The organism is Pedococcus sp. (assembly GCF_036554925.1).
Classification (GTDB): Bacteria; Actinomycetota; Actinomycetes; order Actinomycetales; family Dermatophilaceae; genus Pedococcus_A.
This window is the reverse complement of sequence record NZ_DATBMI010000098.1, coordinates 1-18,996: the sequence shown is the minus strand read 5'-3', so window position 1 is coordinate 18,996 and position 18,996 is coordinate 1. Positions and strand designations below refer to the sequence as shown.

Annotated in this window: 17 protein-coding genes and 1 pseudogene; 9 read left to right on the top strand and 9 right to left on the bottom strand. The window is 73.0% G+C overall.

Annotated elements, in window-relative coordinates; all coding sequences use genetic code 11:
• The coding region (locus tag VIB11_RS08285) for an NYN domain-containing protein (RefSeq protein WP_332030177.1) at positions 1-762 on the top strand (762 nt) is incomplete at its 5' end.
• Positions 763-782: 20 nt separating this feature from the next.
• Here VIB11_RS08285 and VIB11_RS08280 read toward each other — a convergent pair.
• On the bottom strand, positions 783-1,388 hold the full coding sequence (locus tag VIB11_RS08280; RefSeq protein ID WP_332030176.1) for a pentapeptide repeat-containing protein: 606 nt from the start codon (positions 1,386-1,388) through the stop codon (positions 783-785).
• Between the two features lie 80 nt (positions 1,389-1,468).
• Here VIB11_RS08280 and VIB11_RS08275 point away from each other — a divergent pair, with 80 nt between their 5' ends.
• The 4 genes from VIB11_RS08275 to VIB11_RS08260 all read left to right on the top strand — a co-directional run bounded on the left by VIB11_RS08275 (position 1,469) and on the right by VIB11_RS08260 (position 6,498).
• Positions 1,469-2,566 (top strand): citrate synthase 2, encoded by a 1,098-nt coding sequence (locus VIB11_RS08275; RefSeq protein ID WP_332030174.1) that lies wholly within the window; start codon positions 1,469-1,471, stop codon positions 2,564-2,566.
• 190 nt (positions 2,567-2,756) lie between these two features.
• The gene (locus VIB11_RS08270) at positions 2,757-3,749 is read left to right on the top strand and encodes a type IV toxin-antitoxin system AbiEi family antitoxin domain-containing protein (RefSeq protein ID WP_332030172.1); all 993 of its coding nucleotides are present in this window, start codon (positions 2,757-2,759) and stop codon (positions 3,747-3,749) included.
• Positions 3,750-3,986: 237 nt separating this feature from the next.
• Entirely contained in the window at positions 3,987-5,114 is a 1,128-nt protein-coding gene (gene serC, locus VIB11_RS08265) for a phosphoserine transaminase (RefSeq protein WP_332030170.1), read from the top strand.
• A 154-nt stretch (positions 5,115-5,268) separates the two neighbouring features.
• A complete protein-coding gene (locus VIB11_RS08260) occupies positions 5,269-6,498 on the top strand; it encodes a lytic transglycosylase domain-containing protein (RefSeq protein WP_332030168.1) in 1,230 nt (409 codons plus the stop codon).
• Between the two features lie 207 nt (positions 6,499-6,705).
• On the opposite strand, the gene VIB11_RS08255 is transcribed toward VIB11_RS08260, so the two are convergent.
• The 3 genes from VIB11_RS08255 to VIB11_RS08245 all read right to left on the bottom strand — a co-directional run bounded on the left by VIB11_RS08255 (position 6,706) and on the right by VIB11_RS08245 (position 10,098).
• A complete protein-coding gene (locus tag VIB11_RS08255; RefSeq protein ID WP_332030166.1) occupies positions 6,706-7,992 on the bottom strand; it encodes an MFS transporter in 1,287 nt (428 codons plus the stop codon).
• The gene (locus VIB11_RS08250) at positions 7,989-8,447 is read right to left on the bottom strand and encodes a MarR family transcriptional regulator (protein ID WP_332030164.1); all 459 of its coding nucleotides are present in this window, start codon (positions 8,445-8,447) and stop codon (positions 7,989-7,991) included. The genes VIB11_RS08255 and VIB11_RS08250 overlap by 4 nt, the downstream gene beginning before the upstream one ends.
• 160 nt (positions 8,448-8,607) lie before the next feature.
• Entirely contained in the window at positions 8,608-10,098 is a 1,491-nt protein-coding gene (locus VIB11_RS08245) for an NCS2 family permease (protein WP_332030162.1), read from the bottom strand.
• A gap of 51 nt (positions 10,099-10,149) precedes the next feature.
• Here VIB11_RS08245 and VIB11_RS08240 point away from each other — a divergent pair, with 51 nt between their 5' ends.
• Entirely contained in the window at positions 10,150-10,416 is a 267-nt protein-coding gene (locus tag VIB11_RS08240) for a DUF2530 domain-containing protein (RefSeq protein ID WP_332030160.1), read from the top strand.
• Positions 10,417-10,419: 3 nt separating this feature from the next.
• Here the strand turns inward: VIB11_RS08240 and VIB11_RS08235 are convergent, their stop codons facing one another.
• On the bottom strand, positions 10,420-11,157 hold the full coding sequence (locus VIB11_RS08235; protein WP_332030159.1) for a DUF3027 domain-containing protein: 738 nt from the start codon (positions 11,155-11,157) through the stop codon (positions 10,420-10,422).
• Positions 11,157-11,552: a cold-shock protein gene (locus VIB11_RS08230; RefSeq protein ID WP_332030157.1), complete on the bottom strand. Its 396-nt coding sequence runs from the start codon at positions 11,550-11,552 to the stop codon at positions 11,157-11,159. The genes VIB11_RS08235 and VIB11_RS08230 overlap by 1 nt, the downstream gene beginning before the upstream one ends.
• A 209-nt stretch (positions 11,553-11,761) precedes the next feature.
• Here VIB11_RS08230 and VIB11_RS08225 point away from each other — a divergent pair, with 209 nt between their 5' ends.
• The gene (locus VIB11_RS08225; protein WP_332030155.1) at positions 11,762-13,117 is read left to right on the top strand and encodes an MFS transporter; all 1,356 of its coding nucleotides are present in this window, start codon (positions 11,762-11,764) and stop codon (positions 13,115-13,117) included.
• Here VIB11_RS08225 and VIB11_RS08220 read toward each other — a convergent pair.
• A complete protein-coding gene (locus VIB11_RS08220) occupies positions 13,088-13,999 on the bottom strand; it encodes an aldose 1-epimerase family protein (RefSeq protein WP_332030153.1) in 912 nt (303 codons plus the stop codon). The genes VIB11_RS08225 and VIB11_RS08220 overlap by 30 nt on opposite strands.
• Positions 14,000-14,067: 68 nt before the next feature.
• Complete coding sequence (locus tag VIB11_RS08215; RefSeq protein ID WP_332030151.1) at positions 14,068-14,604, bottom strand: hypothetical protein; 537 nt, start codon at positions 14,602-14,604, stop codon at positions 14,068-14,070.
• A 363-nt stretch (positions 14,605-14,967) separates the two neighbouring features.
• Here VIB11_RS08215 and VIB11_RS17805 point away from each other — a divergent pair, with 363 nt between their 5' ends.
• Complete coding sequence (locus tag VIB11_RS17805) at positions 14,968-17,355, top strand: helicase-associated domain-containing protein (protein WP_332030150.1); 2,388 nt, start codon at positions 14,968-14,970, stop codon at positions 17,353-17,355.
• Here the strand turns inward: VIB11_RS17805 and VIB11_RS08205 are convergent.
• Complete coding sequence (locus tag VIB11_RS08205; RefSeq protein WP_332030148.1) at positions 17,344-18,300, bottom strand: hydroxymethylglutaryl-CoA lyase; 957 nt, start codon at positions 18,298-18,300, stop codon at positions 17,344-17,346. The genes VIB11_RS17805 and VIB11_RS08205 overlap by 12 nt on opposite strands.
• Before the next feature lie 102 nt (positions 18,301-18,402).
• Here VIB11_RS08205 and VIB11_RS08200 point away from each other — a divergent pair.
• Positions 18,403-18,996, top strand: a pseudogene (locus VIB11_RS08200) (hypothetical protein); the annotation flags it as partial.

The following is an 18,996-nucleotide window of genomic DNA, read 5'->3' as shown; positions in this document are numbered from 1 at the left end:
ATCGCCCTGCTCATCGACGCCGACAACTCGTCGGCCGACAAAATCGAGCTCATCCTCAGCGAGCTGTCCGGCCTCGGCGAGACGAGCATCCGCCGCGCGTACGGCAACTGGACCAAGCCGGGCCTGAAGAGCTGGGCCGCGGTGCTGCACGAGAACGCGATCCGGCCCATGCAGCAGTACGACTACTCCCGTGGCAAGAACGCGAGCGACATGGCGATGGTCGTCGACGCGATGGCGCTGCTCTACACCGACCGGCCCGACGCCTTCGGGATCGTCTCCTCCGACGCCGACTTCACGCCGCTGGTGATGCACCTGCGCGAGAAGGGAGCGGCCGTGTACGGCTTCGGCGAGGAGAAGACGCCTGAACCGTTCAAGAGTGCCTGCTCGAAGTTCCTCGTCCTCGACCGGCTGCAGGCCGAGGAGGAGCAGGAGGAGGACGACGCGGCGAACCCGTCGCCACGGGCCGCCAGTGGCGCACCCTCCCGCGCGCGGCTGCGCGTCCCGACCGCGCAGCTGAAGCAGGACGCCAGGCTCGTGGCCCTGCTGCGCCGCGCGGTCCAGGGTGAGGCCGACGACTCCGGCTGGGCGCGGGTCAGTGCGGTGGGCAACCACATCGCGAACCAGTCGTCCTTCGACTCACGCAACTACGGCTACGCCAAGCTCATCAAGCTGCTCGAGGCGACCGACCTCTTCGAGATCAGGGACGAGGGCAAGCCCACCCTCTCCGTGCGTGACAAGCGGAACGCCAAGGGCAGGTCCTGAACCCAGGCAACGAGTGCCCGTCACTCGACGACGGAGATGCCGAGCTGGTCGGCGAACGCGGGAGCGAGGTCGATCAGCTGGAGGCGCGAGATGGTCGCGCCCGCCAGGCTGGCGAGCCCCCGGGGCGCGACCAGCTCGGCCCCGCTGAGGTCGACGTTCTTCAGCCGTGCCTGGCTGAAGTCGGGGGCGATGAGGCGGCAGCCGTCGAAGGTCACGTCGACGAGCTCAGCAGCCCCGAGGTCGGGCTCGGTGAGCACGCAGTCGGCGAAGTGGACGTCGCGCAGCCGGGCCCCGCGCAGGTTGAGGTAGTCGATCTTGCCGCCCTCGAACCGCACCCGCCGCAGCTCGGCGCCGTAGAGGTCGACCGCCCCGAGCCGGGCACCCGCCACGGTGCAGTCCATCCACTCCGTGTCGGTGAGGTCCACGCCCGCGCCGTGCGCGGCATACACCCCCGTGTCGGTGAGCCGCGCCCTCGGCGCGCGCAGCCCGCTCAGGTCGCAGCCGTCGAGGCGGCACTCGAGGAACCGCGCGTTCTCGGCGCGGCCGCCCTCGAGGCTGCCGGTGAGCAGCAGGCCGTCGAGGTCTGCGTCGGTGCGCACCACGGAGGTGTCTGCGGGAGTGTGCATGGGAGCCATGGTCGCGCACGCGGCCGACAGTGCAGAATGGCCGTGCCCGACAACGATGCCGCGCAACAGATGGGATTCCGATGTCCGACACTGTCTTCAAGCCGGGGCTCGAGGGAGTCATCGCCTTCGAGTCCGAGATCGCGGAGCCGGACAAGGAGGGCGGCGCGCTGCGCTACCGCGGCGTCGACATCAACGACCTCGTCGGTCGGGTCTCCTTCGGCCAGGTCTGGGGCCTGCTGGTCGACAACGAGTTCGACCCGGGGCTGCCGCCGGCCGAGCCGTTCCCGCTGCCCATCCACACCGGCGACGTGCGAGTCGACGTCCAGGCGGCGCTGGCCACGCTGGCGCCGCTGTGGGGCTTCCGCCCGCTCCTCGACATCGACGCCGAGCAGGCCCGTGACAACCTCGCCCGCGCGTCGGTGACCGCGCTGTCGTTCGTCGCGCAGTCGGCACGCGGCCAGGGACGGCCGATGATCCCCCAGCGCGAGGTCGACAAGGGCCGCACCATCGTGGAGCGCTTCATGATCCGCTGGCGTGGCGAGCCCGACCCGCGCCATGTCGAGGCCGTCGACGCGTACTGGGTGTCCGCGGCCGAGCACGGCATGAACGCCTCGACCTTCACCGCCCGCGTCATCGCCTCGACCGGCGCCGACGTCGCCGCCTGCCTCTCCGGGGCGGTGGGCGCAATGAGCGGTCCGCTCCACGGCGGTGCCCCGTCCCGGGTGCTGCACATGATCGAGGGCGTCGAGCAGACGGGGGACGCCGTGGCCTACGTCAAGGACGTCCTCGACAAGGGCGAGCGCCTGATGGGCTTCGGGCACCGCGTCTACCGTGCCGAGGACCCCCGCGCCAGGGTGCTGCGCGCTGCCTGCGAGCGGCTGGGAGCCCCGCGGTTCGAGGTCGCTGCCGCCCTGGAGAAGGCCGCGCTCGACGAGCTCCACGCCCGCCGCCCCGACCGGGTGCTGGCGACCAACGTGGAGTTCTGGGCCGCGGTGCTGCTCGACTTCGCCGAGGTGCCGGCGTCGATGTTCACGCCGATGTTCACCTGTGCCCGGAGCGCGGGCTGGTCGGCCCACATCCTCGAGCAGAAGAAGACGGGTCGGCTCATCCGGCCCAGCTCGCGCTACGTCGGTCCCGGCCCCCGCTCGGTCGAGTCCGTCGCGGGGTGGCGCGGCTGACCCGCCCGCCGCGGCGGCCCCCGTCTCAAGCAGCAACCTCTGCTAACAGAGGTTGCTGCCGACCACCCACGTTGCTGCATACCCCCAGGGCAGCGAACTCTGCTGAGTCGGGCGCCCGCGACGACCTGCTCCACCTGACTTGTCCACAGGGCCTCAGCGCCGACCCCGCACGATCCGGCACCCTGCCGGGATGGAGCTGTACGCCCTTGCCCGCCACAACGTCGTCTCGACCCGCGACGCCACCACGCTGGGGCTCGGTCCTGCCGACCTGAGGCGCATGGTCAAGCGGGGCGAGATCCGGCGCCTCATCCGAGGCTGGTATGCCGTGGGCGCACCCGATGCCGACCGACCGCCATGGGAGGGCGAGGACGACTGGGAGACCGCCCGGGCAGCTCACCGCCTCCTGACCATTGCCCTGTTGCGCTCATTCGAGGGCCGCGTGGTGGCAAGCCACCAATCCGCGCTGGTGCTGCACGGCGTCCGGCTGTGGAAGTCGGACCTTGAGACGGCCCACGTCTGCCGCAACGACGACGACCACAGTCGAAGGCGGAAGGCGGCCGTGCTGCACCCAGAGTGCGGCGCCGATCCGGTGGAGACCGCTGAGGGCTTCCGCACCGTGCCGGTCGCAATGGCGGTGGTCCAGGTCGGACTCCAAGCCCCACGAGACGGCCTTCCTCCATTTCCCTTCGAGAGCCTGGTGGCGGCCGACGCAGCGCTCCACGACGGCGTGGTCACCAAGGAGGAGCTCGAGGCTGCGGTCAAGGCGCACAGCCGGCACCCCGGCATACACGGGGTTCGATCCCTTCTCGCGCATGCGGATGGCCGCCATGAGTCGGTCGGGGAGACCCGGTTGGCGCACACCATGCGTGTCCTGGGCTACCAGTTCACGCCGCAGGTCAAGGTCACTGCCGGAGGTCGACGCTGGCGGGTCGACTTCGTGCTCGACGACGACCCGGTCATCGTGGAGTTCGACGGCCTCGCGAAGTACTCCGGCGGGCTGGTCAACCCGAGTCCGGAACAGCTGCGCCAGGCCCTCGCGCTGGAGAAGTGGCGTGAGGACCGGTTGCGCGGCACCGACCGCGAAGTGGCGCGCTTCGTCTGGGCCGAGGCCGATGACGCCCACGTGGTTCGGTCCCGGCTCGACGCGGCCATCGCGCGGGCCCGCCGCCGTCTCGGAGCCTGACCTCAACGGGTCGGCTGCGGCGCGACTCAGCAGAGGATGCTGCCGCGGGGGTATGCAGCAACGTGGGTCTGCGGCAGCAACATCTGCTAGCAGAGGTTGCTGCAGGTAAGTCGCGGGGGCGTCCGGGTGGTGGACCTCACGTCCCACAGGGCGGACGGCGATGCCAGACTGGTGGCACGACAACGCGTCGCCAGACCACCCGCAGACCGCGGCCACCGACCCCGAAGGTGACTTGACGTGACCGAGAGCGCCCCGCTGACCCTTCCCGCCGACCTGCTCCCCAAGGACGGCCGTTTCGGCTCGGGACCGTCCAAGGTGCGCACAGCGCAGGTCGACTACCTCGCCTCGATCGGCACGACGGTGCTGGGCACCTCGCACCGCCAGGCCCCGGTGAAGAACCTCGTCGGCGCGGTCCGCGAGGGGATCAGCGAGCTCTTCAGCCTCCCCGACGGCTACGAGGTCGTGCTCGGCAACGGCGGGTCGACCGCGTTCTGGGACATCGCCGCCTTCGGCCTGGTCCGCGAGCGCGCCCAGCACCTGGCGTTCGGCGAGTTCTCGTCCAAGTTCGCCACGGTCACGAACAACGCCCCGTTCCTCGGTGAGTCCACCATCATCAAGGCCGACCCCGGGTCGCTGGCGGACCCGCGCGCCGAGGCCGGGGTGGACGTCTACGCGTGGCCGCACAACGAGACGTCCACCGGCGTCATGGCACCCGTCAGGCGTGTGGCCGGCGCCGACGAGGGCGCGCTCGTGCTCATCGACGCCACCTCCGGCGCGGGCGGGCTGCCGGTCGACGTGGCCGAGGCCGACGTCTACTACTTCGGCCCGCAGAAGTGCTTCGCCGCGGACGGCGGCCTGTGGCTGGCGGCCTTCTCGCCCGCAGCACTCGCCCGGGTCGAGGAGATCGCCGCGACCGGGCGCTGGGTCCCGGACTTCTTCTCGCTGCCCACGGCCATCGACAACTCCCGCAAGAACCAGACCTACAACACCCCTGCCGTGGGCACCCTCGCGCTGCTGAAGGCCCAGCTGGAGTGGCTGAACGGCCAGGGCGGGCTGGACTGGGCCGTGAAGCGGACCGCAGACTCCTCCGGCCGGCTCTACGAGTGGGCCGAGCGCACGACGTACACGACGCCGTACGTCGCCGACCCGGCCCACCGCTCGCAGGTGGTCGCGACGATCGACTTCGCCGACGACGTGGACGCCTCGTCCATCGCCAAGGTGCTGCGGGCCAACGGCGTGGTGGACGTCGAGCCCTACCGCAAGCTGGGCCGCAACCAGCTGCGCGTGGCGACCTTCCCCGCCGTCGAGCCGGACGACGTCTCGGCCCTGATCGCGTGCGTGGAGCACATCGTCGGCCAGCACTGACCACCGGCCGGCCCAGCCGGCCGATCGCAGGGGCCGGGCCCGCCATCAGTGGCGGCGCCCGGCCTCGTCGCGTAACCTCCGCGCCCGCGACTCGTTGACCCCGGTACGACACCCCGGGGGTGGGGTCCACACAGGACGAGGAGAACCAGCGCACATGCCGCGTGACACCCGACAGCTGATCCGCAGGGTGGGTGCCGCCCTGCCCGCCGTGGCCCTCATCGGCGGAGGCGCCGCACTCGCGTCGACCGGGAGCGGCGAGGCCCCTCGCGTCCCCGTCGCCGAGTCACACCCCCAGGTCAGCGTCCCGGCCACGGCACTGCGCCGCGACGGCGCCCCCGTGCTGCCCGCGCTGCCGCCGGTGCCCTCCGAGATCTCCGAGGCCCTGCCGGCGGCGTTCTCCTCGGCCGGCTCGTCGCAGGACCCCGCCAGCGGCATCCCGGTCCGGGCGCTCGAGGCCTACCGGCACGCGGCAGCCCTCGTCGACGCCGCCGACCCCGCCTGCAACGTCGACTGGGCCCTGGTCGCCGCGATCGGCAAGGTCGAGAGCAACCACGGTCGGTACGCCGGCAACGGCATCGACGACTCCGGCACGGTGCGGCCGGGCATCTACGGCCTCCCGCTCAACGGCCGCAACGACACCGCCACGATCCCCGACTCCGACGGCGGCGCCCTCGACCGCGACGCGCAGTGGGACCGCGCGGTCGGCCCGATGCAGTTCATCCCCACGACCTGGGCGGTCGTCGGTGTCGACGGAGACGGCAACGGCGCCAAGGACCCGCAGAACATCACCGACGCGGCCACGGCCACGGCCGTCTACCTCTGCTCGGGCCCGGGCGACCTCAGCCAGCCCTCCGACCTGCGCTCGGCCGTGCTCCGGTACAACCAGAGCGAGGCGTACGTCCAGCAGGTCGTCTCGACCGCGGACTCCTACCGCCGCGGCGTCACGGTCATGCCCTCGGTGGCGCTCACCCCGGGCCAGCTCCGGGGGGCGCCCTACCTGCCCTCGGGCGAGGAGCAGGCGGCCTCGGCCGCCCCCAGCCCAGCCGCCTCCGGCTCCCAGCCCGGCTCGGCTGCGTCCTCGGGCCGCTCCGGCTCGTCCGGGAGCGGGCCTGCCGGATCGGGCAGCGGTGCGGGGAGCGGGTCGGGCGCCGGCAGCGGCTCGGGCAACGACGGCGGCCAGCCCACGCCCGAGCCCGACCCGACCCCTGGTGGCGTGGTCGACGACCTGACGGGCACCGTCACCGACACCGTCGAGTCGGTCACGAAGCCGCTCACCGGCTCGACGCCTGCTCCGACCACGCCGGCCAGGCCCACCCCGACGCCGACCCCGACGCCCACCTGTCTGGTCCTCGGTGTCGTGAAGGTGGGCGACGTCTGCCTCTGACCTCCTGTGTGCCCCCACGCGAGGGGGCGGCCGCGAACCCCCCGCAGCCGCCCCCTCGTCGCGTGTCCCCGGGCGGTGGACGGCTGGAGCAGCGGTGGCACGCCCGCGGGGCGCGCGGCAGGACTCAGCCGAGCAGGCTGGCGACCACGGCTGCCGCGACCACGATGACGAGGACGGCGATCGTGACGCGGCGCCGGAAGGCCGGGGTCACCGGGCCGCCTCGGGGACGGCCTCGGACACCGGCACGGTGGTGACCCGGAACCGGGGACGTCGCTGCGACTCAAAGCTCACCCGCACATTCTCGTGCCGGCCGAGCCAGACCGACACACCGGTCAGCGCGACCGCCACGGCGACCGTTCCGATCGCGATGGTCCAGCGGGCCCCCAGGACGTCGCCGACCCACCCGATGATGGGCGCCCCGACGGGGGTGCCGCCCAGGAAGATCGCCATGTAGAGCGCCATGACCCGGCCACGCATGTACGGCTCCACCCGCAGCTGGACCATGGCGTTGGCCGTCGTCAGCGCGGTCAGGGCCGAGAGGCCGACGGGCACGAGCGCGAGGGCGAAGAGGGTGTACGTCGGTGCCGCAGCGGCCAGCCCGGTCGCCGCAACGAAACCGACCAGCGCCGTCAGGAGGTGGCGCAGCCGCGGCCGCGCCCGACGCGCCGAGAGCAGGGCTGCGGCCAGCGACCCGATGGCCATGATCGAGCCGAGCAGGCCGAACTCCGTCGGGCCCTTGCCGAACTCCTGGGTCGCCATCAGGGCGGTGGTGATCTGGAAGTTCATCCCGAACGTGCCCAGCACGAACACCAGCGCCATCACGAGGACGAGGTCGGGGCGACCGCGCACGTAGCGCAGGCCGTCCTTGACGGCGCCCCTGCCGCGCGAGACCGGGGCCGGCCGCAGCTCGCTGGTGCGGAGCAGGACCAGGGCGACGAGCACCGCGACGAAGGTCGTCGTGTTCAGCAGCAGGGCCACACCGGTGTTGAAGACCGCGATGGCCAGGCCGGCGATGCCGGGGCCGATCAGGCGGCCTGCGTTGAACGAGGCGCTGTTGAGCGCCACGGCGTTGGCGAGCCGGTCTCGCGGCACCATCTCGGACACGAACGACTGCCTGGCCGGGTTGTCCAGGGCGGTCGCGACGCCGCTGAACAGCGCGATGGCGTAGACCATCCACAGCTCCGCGGTGTGCGTCACGACGAGGGCACCGAGCACGAGGCTGGACACGGCCAGCGCCGACTGCGTCACCAGCAGCGTGCGGCGCTTGGGGAACCGGTCGGCGATCATCCCGGCCCAGGGCGCCAGCAGCAGGAACGGCAGGAACTGCAGGCCGGTGACGATGCCGAGCGCCGCCGACGAGTGGTCGGTGAGCTCGGTCAGCACCAGCCAGTCCTGGGCCACCCGGCCCATCCAGGTGCCGACGTTGGAGATGAAGGCGCCGGTGGCGTAGATGCGGTAGTTGCGGACGGACAGCGAGGCGAAGGTCGGGCTCACTCGCCCGCCACCCTCGACAGGATCGAGGCCGCCTGGCGCAGGACCTCCTGCTCCTCGGGGGTCAGGCTCTTGACCCGCACGGTCATCCACTGGTCGCGACGGCGCCGGATCTCCCGGAGCACCCGGCGCGCCTCCGGCGTCAGCGACAGGATCACCTGCCGGCCGTCCGACGGGTCGGCCGTGCGGGCCACGAGGCCGCGCTCGACGAGAGCGGCGACGGTGCGGGTCATGCTCGGCGGGCTGACCCGCTCGATGTCGGCCAGCTCGCCCGGCGTGCGGGGGGCCTCCTCGAGGCGTGCGAGCACGCTGAACTGGTGCGGTGGCACCTCGTGGGTGCTCTCGAAGCGCACCCGCCGCGAGATCCGCATGCAGGCCAGGCGCAGCTCGCCGGCGATCGCGGACACCGCGGAGGGCGACAAAGCGGCGCTCGTGCCGCGACGTCCTGCTGGTGTCATGCTCAGATCCTCCCCTCAGATACTTAGCAGAACTCATTACCTCTGCTAAGTATTCCTCGCGGAGCCGACATCCGCTCACCCTGTGCCTTCCGACCCCAGACGCGCGTATGCCGCGCGGCCCTCGACCGGGCCGCGCGGCATACGTGCAGGTGGCTCTCGTCTAGATGCCGACGGCGTCCCGGAGCGGGTCGATCGCGAAGTAGACGACGAACAGCGCCGACACGCCCCACAGGACCGGGTGGATCTGCGCGGTCTTGCCGCGGACCACCTTGATGAGCGTGTAGACGATGAAGCCGGCGCCGATGCCCACCGTGATGGAGTAGGTGAACGGCATGAGCACGATGGTGAGGAAGGCCGGGATGGCAATCTCGAGGTCGTCCCAGTCGATGCCCTTGACCTGCTGCATCATCAGGAAGCCCACGATGACCAGGGCGGGGGTGGCCGCCTCGTAGGGGACGATGTTGACCAGCGGGGAGAGGAACGTCGCAAGCAGGAACAGCACCCCGGTGACGACCGAGGCCAGGCCCGTGCGGGCACCCTCGCCGACACCCGAGGCCGACTCGATGTAGGACGTGTTGGACGACACGGAGGCCGCGCCGCCGGCCATGGCCGCGACCGAGTCGACGATGAGGATCTTCTCGGCGTTGGGCGGGTTGCCGTTCTTGTCGAGGAGGTTGCCCTCCTTGCCGATGGCGACCATCGTGCCCATGGTGTCGAAGAAGTCGGCGAGCAGGAGCGTGAAGACGAGCAGCATCGCCGCGACCAGGCCGATCTTGGAGAAGGAGCCCAGCAGGTTGAACTGCCCGAGGAGCCCGAAGTCGGGCACGGCGGCGACGCTGTCGGGGATCGCCGGGACGTTCAGGCCCCAGCCGGCCGGGTTGACGACCTCACCCTTCGCGTTGGTCTGGCCCCCGATGCTGACGATGGTCTCGACGATGACCGCCAGCACCGTGCTCCCGATGATCCCGTAGAGGATCGCGCCCTTCACGCCCTTGACCATCATCACGATGATCGAGAGCAGGCCCACGACGAACACGAGCAGCGGCCACCCGGTGAGGAACCCGCCGATGCCGAGCTCCACCGGCACCGGGCCGCCCGCGGGCTTGCGGACGAAGCCGGCGTCGACGAGCCCGATGATGGTGATGAACAGGCCGATGCCGACGCTGATCGCCGTCTTGAGCTGGGCCGGGATCGCCCGGAAGACCGCCTGCCGGAAGCCGGTCAGGACCAGGATCGTGATGATGATGCCCTCGATCACGACCAGGCCCATCGCGTCGGCCCACGTCATCTCCGGCAGCTTGGCGATGCCGAAGGTCACGAAGGCGTTGAGCCCCAGGCCCGTTGCGAGTGCGAGCGGGTAGTTCGCCACGACACCCATCAGCAGGGTCATCACCCCGGCGACGAGGGCGGTGGCTGCGGCCACCATGTGCAGGTTCGGCGCGGTACCGCCACCGAGGAACTGCCCGGTGGAGTCGGCCTGGGTCCCGATGATCAGCGGGTTCAGGACGATGATGTAGGCCATCGTGAAGAACGTCGCCAGGCCACCGCGGACCTCGCGGCCGACGGTGGAGCCTCGTTGGGTGATCTGGAAGAAGGAGTCGAGGGCGCCCGCGCGCGCGGCAGCCTTCGTGGCGGAGGTGGTCTTCGACATGGGCAGAAGGGTACGGCCTGCTCACCGCGACCCGGCGACTACGCTTGCCCCGTGAGCCAACCCGAGCCGGGACACCCGGACCCGATGCCCGCCCTCGAGCCGCAGCCCCTCAGCGTGAGCACCGCGCGGGTCGTGCTGTGGGGCATCGTGGCCTGGGCCGTGGCCCTGGTCGTGACGCTCGCGGTCCCGGCGCTGCACACCGGCAGCCGGGACTGGTGGCCGTGGGCCTGCGTCGCCGGGATCGTCCTGGGGTTCCTCGGTTTCAGCTACGTGCGCCGCGGCCGCGGCAACGCCGCTGAGGCCCGCGCGCCGCGCTAGGGGTCAGACGAGGTCGTAGGCGATCTCGTCGACGAGCGGCTGGGCCGACGGCACCGGCTCGTGCTTCTCCACGTCGACCTCGGAGTGTGCGCCGCAGCCGTGGTCAAGACTCACGACGCGACCGTCGCTGGGTGACCAGGCGTTGGCGCACACGCCGAAAAAAGAGCGGAGTGCACCCGCCATCGGGTAGAAGAAGCCGCAGGACGCGCACGGGGCGGGGGCCTTCTCGGCGACCTCGCTGTGCGGACCGCCCTCGCCGTCGTACCAGCGCTGCGCCGCCTCCTCTCGCCCCTCGGCGGAGAGCACCCGCTTGCGGCCGAGACCGAGCTCCCAGAGCGCCACCTGGTCAACGTCCTCGTCACCGGTCGCCTCGAACCCCGGCTCCAGGAGCGGGTCCTCCTCCTTGTACGGGAGGACGTCGCCGGCGCCGACGTCACCGGGCGCCAGCCGCTCGGCATACGGCAGCCACTCGGGGGACAACAGCGCACCCTCGCCGGGGACCAGGTTGGTCTCGCACACCGTGGCCACCTTGCCGCGGGGCACACGGGCGACCGTGATGGCCCAGCGCCAGCCCGGGTAGGCCCTCGCGGTGCAGGCGAAGTAGTGCGTCGCGAGCCGCTCGTCGACCATCTCCATGCTCAGGTGGTCGCCGACCGTGCCCGGCTCGGCGATCGAGTCAGCCGCCTCGCGGGCCAGCTCGACGGCTGCCCGCAGGGTGGCGTCCTCCTTGGGAGCGGGCATCAGGACTCCAGCTGGTCGGCGAGGCCGCGCAACACCTTGGCGAGGTTGTTGCCGTGCGCCTTGTCGGGGCGCCGGCCTCGGCGCAGCGAGTTGGAGACGTCGTCGAGCAGCTTGATGGTGTCCTCGACGACCGGGACGAGCTCCTCGGGCTTCTTGCGGCTCTGCTCGCGCTTGCCCGCCGACACGGTCGGGGCCGGCTCGAGGAGCCTCACCGACAGCGCCTGGGCACCCCGGCGACCCTCGGCCACACTGAAGTCGACGCGGACCCCGCCCTTGAGCGTGGTGACACCCTCGGGCAGGGCGTTGGCGTGGAGGAACACGTCACCGCCCTCGTCGTCGGAGATGAACCCGAAGCCCTTCTCCGCGTCGTACCACTTGACCTTGCCTGTAGGCACTGCCCACCTCTTGCTCGAAAGTGTGTGTGACGGCGCATCGCCTGCGCCTCCCGCAAGGCTAACGTGTGCGGGCAAATCCATTTGGCCGTATGCCGCGTGGCCGGCGGACGTCGCGCAGCACGCGGGACGACGGCGCACCGGTCACCGGCCGGGCACCCGCGGGATAACCGGTTGCCGGGCTGTCGGTGCCCTGCGGGACCATGGGGGCCATGAGCGCATCCGGGGGACTCCGTTCGTTCTGGGCCGCCCTCCCGACCGAGGGCCGGTGGCTGCTGTCGACCGTCGCGGTGCAGACGCTCGGCCGCGGCCTGACGCTGCCGTTCACGATCATCTACCTGCACGAGGTCCGGGGCATCGACCTCGGCCTGTCCGGGCTGCTGATGTCGCTGATCGCGGTCTTCGCCCTCGGCGTGACGGGCCCCGGCGGCGCGCTGACCGACCGGGTGGGGGCCCGGGTCGTGCTGCTGCTGGCCACCGCGTCGCAGGCCGTGGGGTGCACCATCCTCGCGTTCGCGACGACACCCCTGGCGGTGGCGGTCGCGTTCCTGTTCATCGGCCTCAACTTCGGTGTCTCGTGGCCCGCGTTCAACGCCCTGGTCGCCTCGGTCGTCTCGGGTCCGGTGCGCCAGCAGTACTTCGGCATCAACTTCGCGCTGGTCAACCTCGGCATCGGCCTCGGCGGTGTGGTCGGTGGGCTGCTCGTCGACGTCGACCGGCCGGGCACCTTCACCGCGATCTTCCTCGCCGACGCCGCGTCCATGCTCGTGCCCATCGCCCTGCTGCTCGGCCCGCTGCGGCACGTCCACGGCCGCGCGGAGCAGCCCGAGCACGACGACGCCGGAGCGGGCTCCTACCTCGCGATCCTGCGTCAGCCTGCTGTGCTGTGGCTGACCCTGCTGACCTTCGTGGCGACCTTCGTGGGCTATGGCCAGATGGAGGCCGGCATGCCCGCGTTCGCCCGACAGGTGGCCGACGTCTCGACGCGGGTCATAGGGTTCGCCTTCGCCATCAACACCGCGGTGATCGTCGGTCTGCAGTTCCTCGTCCTGGGCCAGATCACCGGGCGTCGGCGCACCCGCGTCTTCATGGTCATGTCGACCCTGTGGGGCCTGTCCTGGCTCGTGCTGGGCCTCAGCGGCCTGGCCCCCGGCACCCTCGCGGCCAGCGCGGCCGTCCTCGCGTTCATGGCGATGTTCGCCCTCGGCGAGACGATGCTCCAGCCGACGATCCCGGCGATCACCAACGACCTGGCCCCGGACCACCTCCGCGGGCGCTACAACGCGGTCAGCTCCGGGGCCTTCCAGGCCGGCACCATCCTCGGCCCGGTCGTGGCAGGCCTGCTCCTCGACCACCAGCTGGCGGGCGCCTACATCGCGATGCTGGTCGGTGGCTGCGCCCTGATGGTCTGGATCGCCCTCCTCCTCGAGCGGCGGGTCACCACCGAGGTCAACGGCCTGGAGCCGGTGGCGCCCCAGGCCAACCCGCCCGCGCCGTCCGGGGCGAGCGGCCTCCCGGTGCCCGGCTCGCTCGCGCGCTCAGCGGACGGCCAGGCCCCACTGCCCTGACCACTGCTGGCCGGGCTCGAGCACGACCAGGCCGGAGCCGGAGTTGAACGCGTCGGCCGGGCACGTCATCGGCTCGACGGCGATCCCGCGGATCCCCTCGCCCGCGGGCTCGGCCTGGCCGGTGAAGACCTGCAGCCACTCGAACGCCTCGTCGCCCCACACCTCGACGTCCGGGCGTCCCGGCACCGAGACAACGGCGGCCCACCGGCCGTCGGGCCCGCGCTCGACCCCCGTGTAGGCGGTGTCGAGGGTGACCTCCCCCAGGGCCCGCGGGTGCCGGAAGTCGCGTCCCCCGTCGGCCGCTGGGGCCAGACCGGTGGGGATCAGCCGGTCATCCACGAGCACCTGTTCCTTCGCCGGGATGGTCAGGACGACCTCGGCGAGCGGGGCGTCACCGATGGCGATGTAGGGGTGCGCGCCGCAGCCGAACGGCACCCGTGCGTCGCCGATGTTCGTCGCCGTCACCAGGACGGACAGGCCCGAGTCCGAGAGGGTGTAGGTCGCCGTGAGGTCGAGCGTCCCGGGCCAGCCGGGCTGGGGGTGCAGGCGGTGGCCGACCGTGACCTCGGACTCGGTCCGCTCGACCAGGACCCACGGTGCCCACCGTGCCAGCCCGTGGTTGGCATGGCCACGCACCGGCTCGGTCAGCGGGAGCTGGAAGTCCTGTCCGTCGAAGGAGTACCGGCCGTCACGGATCCGGTTGGGCCACGGCATCAGCACCTGGCCCCGGCCCGACCGGCACTGCTCCTCCGCGGGGTAGCCCGCGAGGACCTCGACGGCCCCTGCGCGGTAGTCGCGCAGCCCCCCGCCCACCTCGACCACGGTCGCCTGCTGGCCGCCGTCGGTGATGACCCACTGTTCGCCGCTCGGGTACTCCTGCATGGCAGCAGAACCTATCGTCGGCGCGCCGTCGTCCCGAGACGGCCACCCCCCTGGCCGGTGACGGCTCGCTACCGGGCCCCGCGCACCTGCACGACCTGCAGGGCCACACGCCCCTCCTTGCGCGCGACGACAACCACCTCGTCGCCGGCCACGAGGTTGGCAGCCGAGCCGCCGGACACCCGCGTCGAGGTGTTGATGGCGTACGTCTGGGCGAACCCGTCGGTGCTCCTGACCGCGACAGAGGTGGAGCTCGCCGAGGTGACGGCCCCGCGCTGCACGAGCAGCACCACGGGCTTGCCATCAGTGCCGGTCGCGGTGAACTCGCCGTGCTGGACCTGCCCCAGCGTGCCGAGCATCCCCAGGCCGGGCAGCAGGCTGTCGCCGCGCAGCCGGCGGTTGCCCTGGCCGTTGCCCTGGCCGTTGCCCTGGCCGTTGCGTTGCTGGCCCATGCCCGGCATGCCGTCGGGCATGCCCTCGCGGAGCTCGGCGATGTTCTCCCGGCGCTGGTCCCCGCGGTCGACGAGCCGGGTGATGGCAAAGATGCTCGTGGCCATGACGCCCACCACCAGCAGGCCCGCGAGGACGAACGCAATGGTGGTCGCCACCTTGCCACCGGTCGTCGACGTCGCCTGTTTCCAGAGACCGGGCTGGGCCGCGGCACCGCCGGGTGGGACCTGGCCCGAGCCCGCACCCCCTGGCCCCACGGCATACCCACCGGCGGCCGAGGGACTGCCAGGCCCTGCTGGCGGACCACCCTGCCCTTCCGGCGGTGGGGCTGCTCCCTGCGGCCCACCCGCGGGCTGTTGGGGCTGGTGCGGAGGCATCGGCTGGGTCTGGTCCGGCATGGCGGCTCCTCTCGTCGCCGCCAGCATCCTCCGAAAGCCTGTGAGGAAGGTGGGAGCCAACTGGGAATCAGCCACGAGACGGGAAGTCGGCCCGGCCGGCGGCCGCGCACTACCGTTGGTCGGGTGCCGACCACTCCCGCAGCACCCCCCGGCGCCGGCCCCGCCCGGTCGCTGGCGGACGATGTGCGCGCCCGCTCGGACGCCGAGCTGCGCGAGCTGCTGCGGCGGCGCCCGGACCTCGCGCGGCCCGCTCCCACGGACCTGACCTCGCTGGCGGCGCGGGCCAGCACCCGCGCCAGCGTGCTGCGCGCGCTCGACTCGCTCGACCGCGCCCACCTGCAGGTCCTCGAGGCCGCAGCCCTCCAGCCGGGGGCGATCGACGAGGCAGTGCTCGCCTCGCACCTCGGCCTCGACCCGGTCGACGGGGGCGACGGGGGCGACGGGGGCGACCCGGTCGACTCGCGCGACGCCCCCGACCCGCGCGACCCGGGCAGTTCGGTCGGCGGCCGCAGCGCCGCGGCCGCGCTGCTGGAGGACCTGTGGCAGACCGCCCTCCTGTGGCGCAGCGGCGACGGCCTGCACGTCACCCGGGCCGTCGCCGAGGCCATCGGCCCCCACGTCGCGGGCCTGGGGCCGGCAGCGGCCGAGCTGCGCGGGACGACGCCGGCTCCGCTCTCCGACCCGGAGCGGGTCGACGAGCTGCTCGAGCAGGCGCCACCTCCCGCTCGCGCCATCCTCGACCGGCTGGCGTGGGGGCCGCCGCTGGCCGTCCTGCCCCCGGAGGGGTCTGCCGGCAGGGTGGCCGAGGGGGCTCGCTGGCTGCTGGCCCAGGGGCTGGTGCTGACCGTCACGGCCGACCAGGCGTGCCTTCCACGCGAGGTCGGGCTGCGGCTGCGGGGTGGGCGGGTGCACCGCGAGCTCGCCCTCGCCGCACCGGTGACGACCGGGGAGCAGCGCTCCCGACGCGAGGTCGATGCCAGCGCCGGCCAGCAGGTCAGCGACCTGCTCGTGCTGGTCGACGAGCTCGCCGCGGAGTGGGGGCCGCGGCCCCCGCGGGTGCTGCGTGCCGGCGGGCTGTCGGTGCGCGACCTGAAACGGCTCAGCTCGGTGCTCGACGTGACGGAGCGCCGCGCCGCGTTCGTGGCGGAGGTGGCCCTGGCGGCGGGGCTGGTCGCCGACGACGGCTCGCTGGAGCCGGTGTGGGCGCCGACCCCGTTCTACGACGAGTGGCAGCAGCGGCCCGGCGCGAGCCGCTGGGCCGTCCTCGCACAGTCCTGGCTGGCCTCCACCCGAGCCGCACACCTCGTGGGCGGCACCCCTGCCGGCGGGTCGGGCACCGTGAACGCGCTCGGCCCCGAGGCGCAGTGGCCCCCGGCCCGTGGGCTGCGCCGGGACGTCCTCGACGAGCTGGCCCGCGCCGGCGAGGCCGTGGCCCTCCCCACCGATGCTGTCATCGCGGCACTGCGGTGGCGCCGGCCCCGGCGGCTGCCGAAGGGCATCGACGCCGTCGTCTCCGCCACGCTCGAGGAGAGCGAGTGGCTGGGCGTGACCGGCCGCGGCGCGCTGTCGCGCGGCGGCCTCGCCCTCCTCGCCGGCGACGTCGACGAGTCCCTCGGCGCGACGATGCACCCGCACCTGCCGACGCCGGTCGAGCACGTCCTGCTCCAGGCCGACCTCACGGCCATCGCGCCCGGCCCCCTCGAGGGCGCGTTGGCGCAGTTCATGAGGCTCGTGGCCGAGGTCGAGTCGCGCGGCGGCGCGACCGTCTACCGGTTCACCCCCGACACGGTGCGGCGCTGCCTCGACGCGGGCTGGTCGGTCGACCAGGTCCTGGCCGCCCTGACCGACGCCAGCCACACCCCCATCCCCCAGCCGCTGGACTACCTCGTGCGTGACGTCGCCCGGCGCCACGGCCAGACCCGCGTCGGCTCCGTCTCCTCCTACATCCGCTCCGACGACGAGGCCACCCTGGGCGCCATGCTCGCCGACCGGGCCCTGGCCCCGCTGCAGCTGCGCCGCGTCGCGCCCACGGTGCTGGTGTCCCCGGTGGCCGCCTCGACCGCCCTCGACTTCCTGCGCGACAGCGGCTTCGCGCCGGCGGCCGAGTCGGCCGACGGCGGGCTGCTCGTGCCCAGCGCCGGGCACCACCGGGCTCAGCCCCCGCGCCGGCCATCGGCCCCTGCGGTGCACACCGTCGACGACGAGACGGCGCACACCCTCATCGCCGCGCTGCGAGCGGGCGAGGAGACCGCGGCATACCAGCGGGCGCAGCGCGCCTCCCGGCCCGGTCCGGACCTGCCGAGCACCGACCCGACCACGACGCTGGCCCTGCTGCGCGAGGCCGCCGCCGACCGGCAGGGTGTGTGGATCGGCTACTCCGACGGGACGGGATCGGTCCAGCGGATGCTCTTCTACCCCGACCGGGTCGAGGGCGGTCGCGTCCACGGCACGGCCGAGGGCACCCTGCGGACGCTGTCGATCCACCGGGTGACCGGCGCGTCAGCCTCCTAGGGCCACCTCGGCGGGGCTGCCCGCAAGGGCCCGCACGACGCGCGAGGGCGACGGCCGGCCGAGGTGCCCGGCCATCCACACACTCGTCTCCACCAGCGCCTCGAGGTCGACCCCCGTCCGCACGCCGGCCCCCTCGAGGGCCCAGACGAGGTCCTCGGTGGCCAGGTTCCCCGTGGCGCTCTTGGCGTACGGGCAGCCACCGAGGCCGCCCGTGGACGCGTCGACGACCGAGACGCCGTGCCGCAGAGCGGTCAGGGTGTTCGCGAGCGCCTGGCCGTAGGTGTCGTGGAAGTGCACACCCACCTGGTCCGCGCCGAGACCCACTGAGCCCAAGCGCTCGAGGAGCCGGCTCACGTGGCCGGTGGTGCCGACGCCGATCGTGTCGCCGAGGCTGAGCTGGTCGCACCCGAGGCCCATGAGCCGCTGCGCGACGTCCACGACCTGCTCGACCGGCACCTCCCCCTCCCACGGGTCGCCGAAGCACATCGAGACGTAGGCGCGCACCCAGAGGCCCGCGTCCTTCGCCCGCGCCACCACCGGGGCGAACATCTCCACCGACTCGGCCACCGACCGGTTGAGGTTCTTGCGGGCGAAGGTCTCGGTCGCGCTGCCGAAGATCGCGACGGCGCCGACACCGGCCTCGAGGGCACGGTCGAGGCCACGCTCGTTCGGGACCAGCACGGGGCGCCCCGCGCCGCGGCCGTCCGCTCCCAGCAGCCCGAGCACCTCGGAGGCGTCGGCGAGCTGCGGCACCCACGAGGGGGGCACGAAGGACGTCGTCTCGATCGTCTCGAGCCCCGCCGCGGCCAGCCGCCGGATGAACTCGGCCTTGACCGCGGCCGGCACGACCGCCTTCTCGTTCTGCAGGCCGTCCCGCGGACCGACCTCGTAGATGATGACCCGCTCGGGCAGGTCGGACGCGGGCTCGCGCTGCGGCGCTCTCATGCTCACAGCCCGATCCTGCCACCCGGGCGTGCCGGGCCGGGCGGACAGCCTCGCGATATACATTGGCCGCATCAGTCCGCGCGGCACGGGAGGATCGGGCTCATGAGCGACACACCAGGCGACGAGCGGGAGCGCGGCGGCTCCGGCGAGTTCAGCGACCCCACGGCGCCGTCGTACGACAACGGCAGCCCTGAGGGCACCGCCCCCGAGCCCGGCAGCGAGCCGGACACGCCCGCGGCCAGCGGCGGCGAGGGCGCCCGCGAGGTGACCTGGAGCGGCGGCGACGCCACCCAGGCGGTGCCGTCCGGGGAGACCCAGCAGCTCCCGTCCACGCCGCCGGCGGCCCCCGGCCCCGCCAGCCAGCCCCCGGGTGGCCCCTCCTCTGGCCCGGCCGCGTCGGCGCAGGGCCCCTACGGCCAGCCGCCCCAGCAGCCGTCGCCCTACGGCCAGACCCCGAGCCCCTACTCCCAGCCGCCGCAGCAACCGAGTCCCTACGGCCAGCCGCAGAGCCCGTATGCCGGGGGGCAGCAGCCGGCGCGCCCCGCCCCCGGCGCGGGCCCGGGCTACCCGTACGGCCAGCAGCCCGCGTACGGCCAGCAGGGCTACGGCCAGCCCCAGCCGTACGGCTACGGTCAGTCGCCGTACGCGCCCGCCCGCAAGACGAACGGGTCGGCGATCGCACTGCTGATCGTGTCC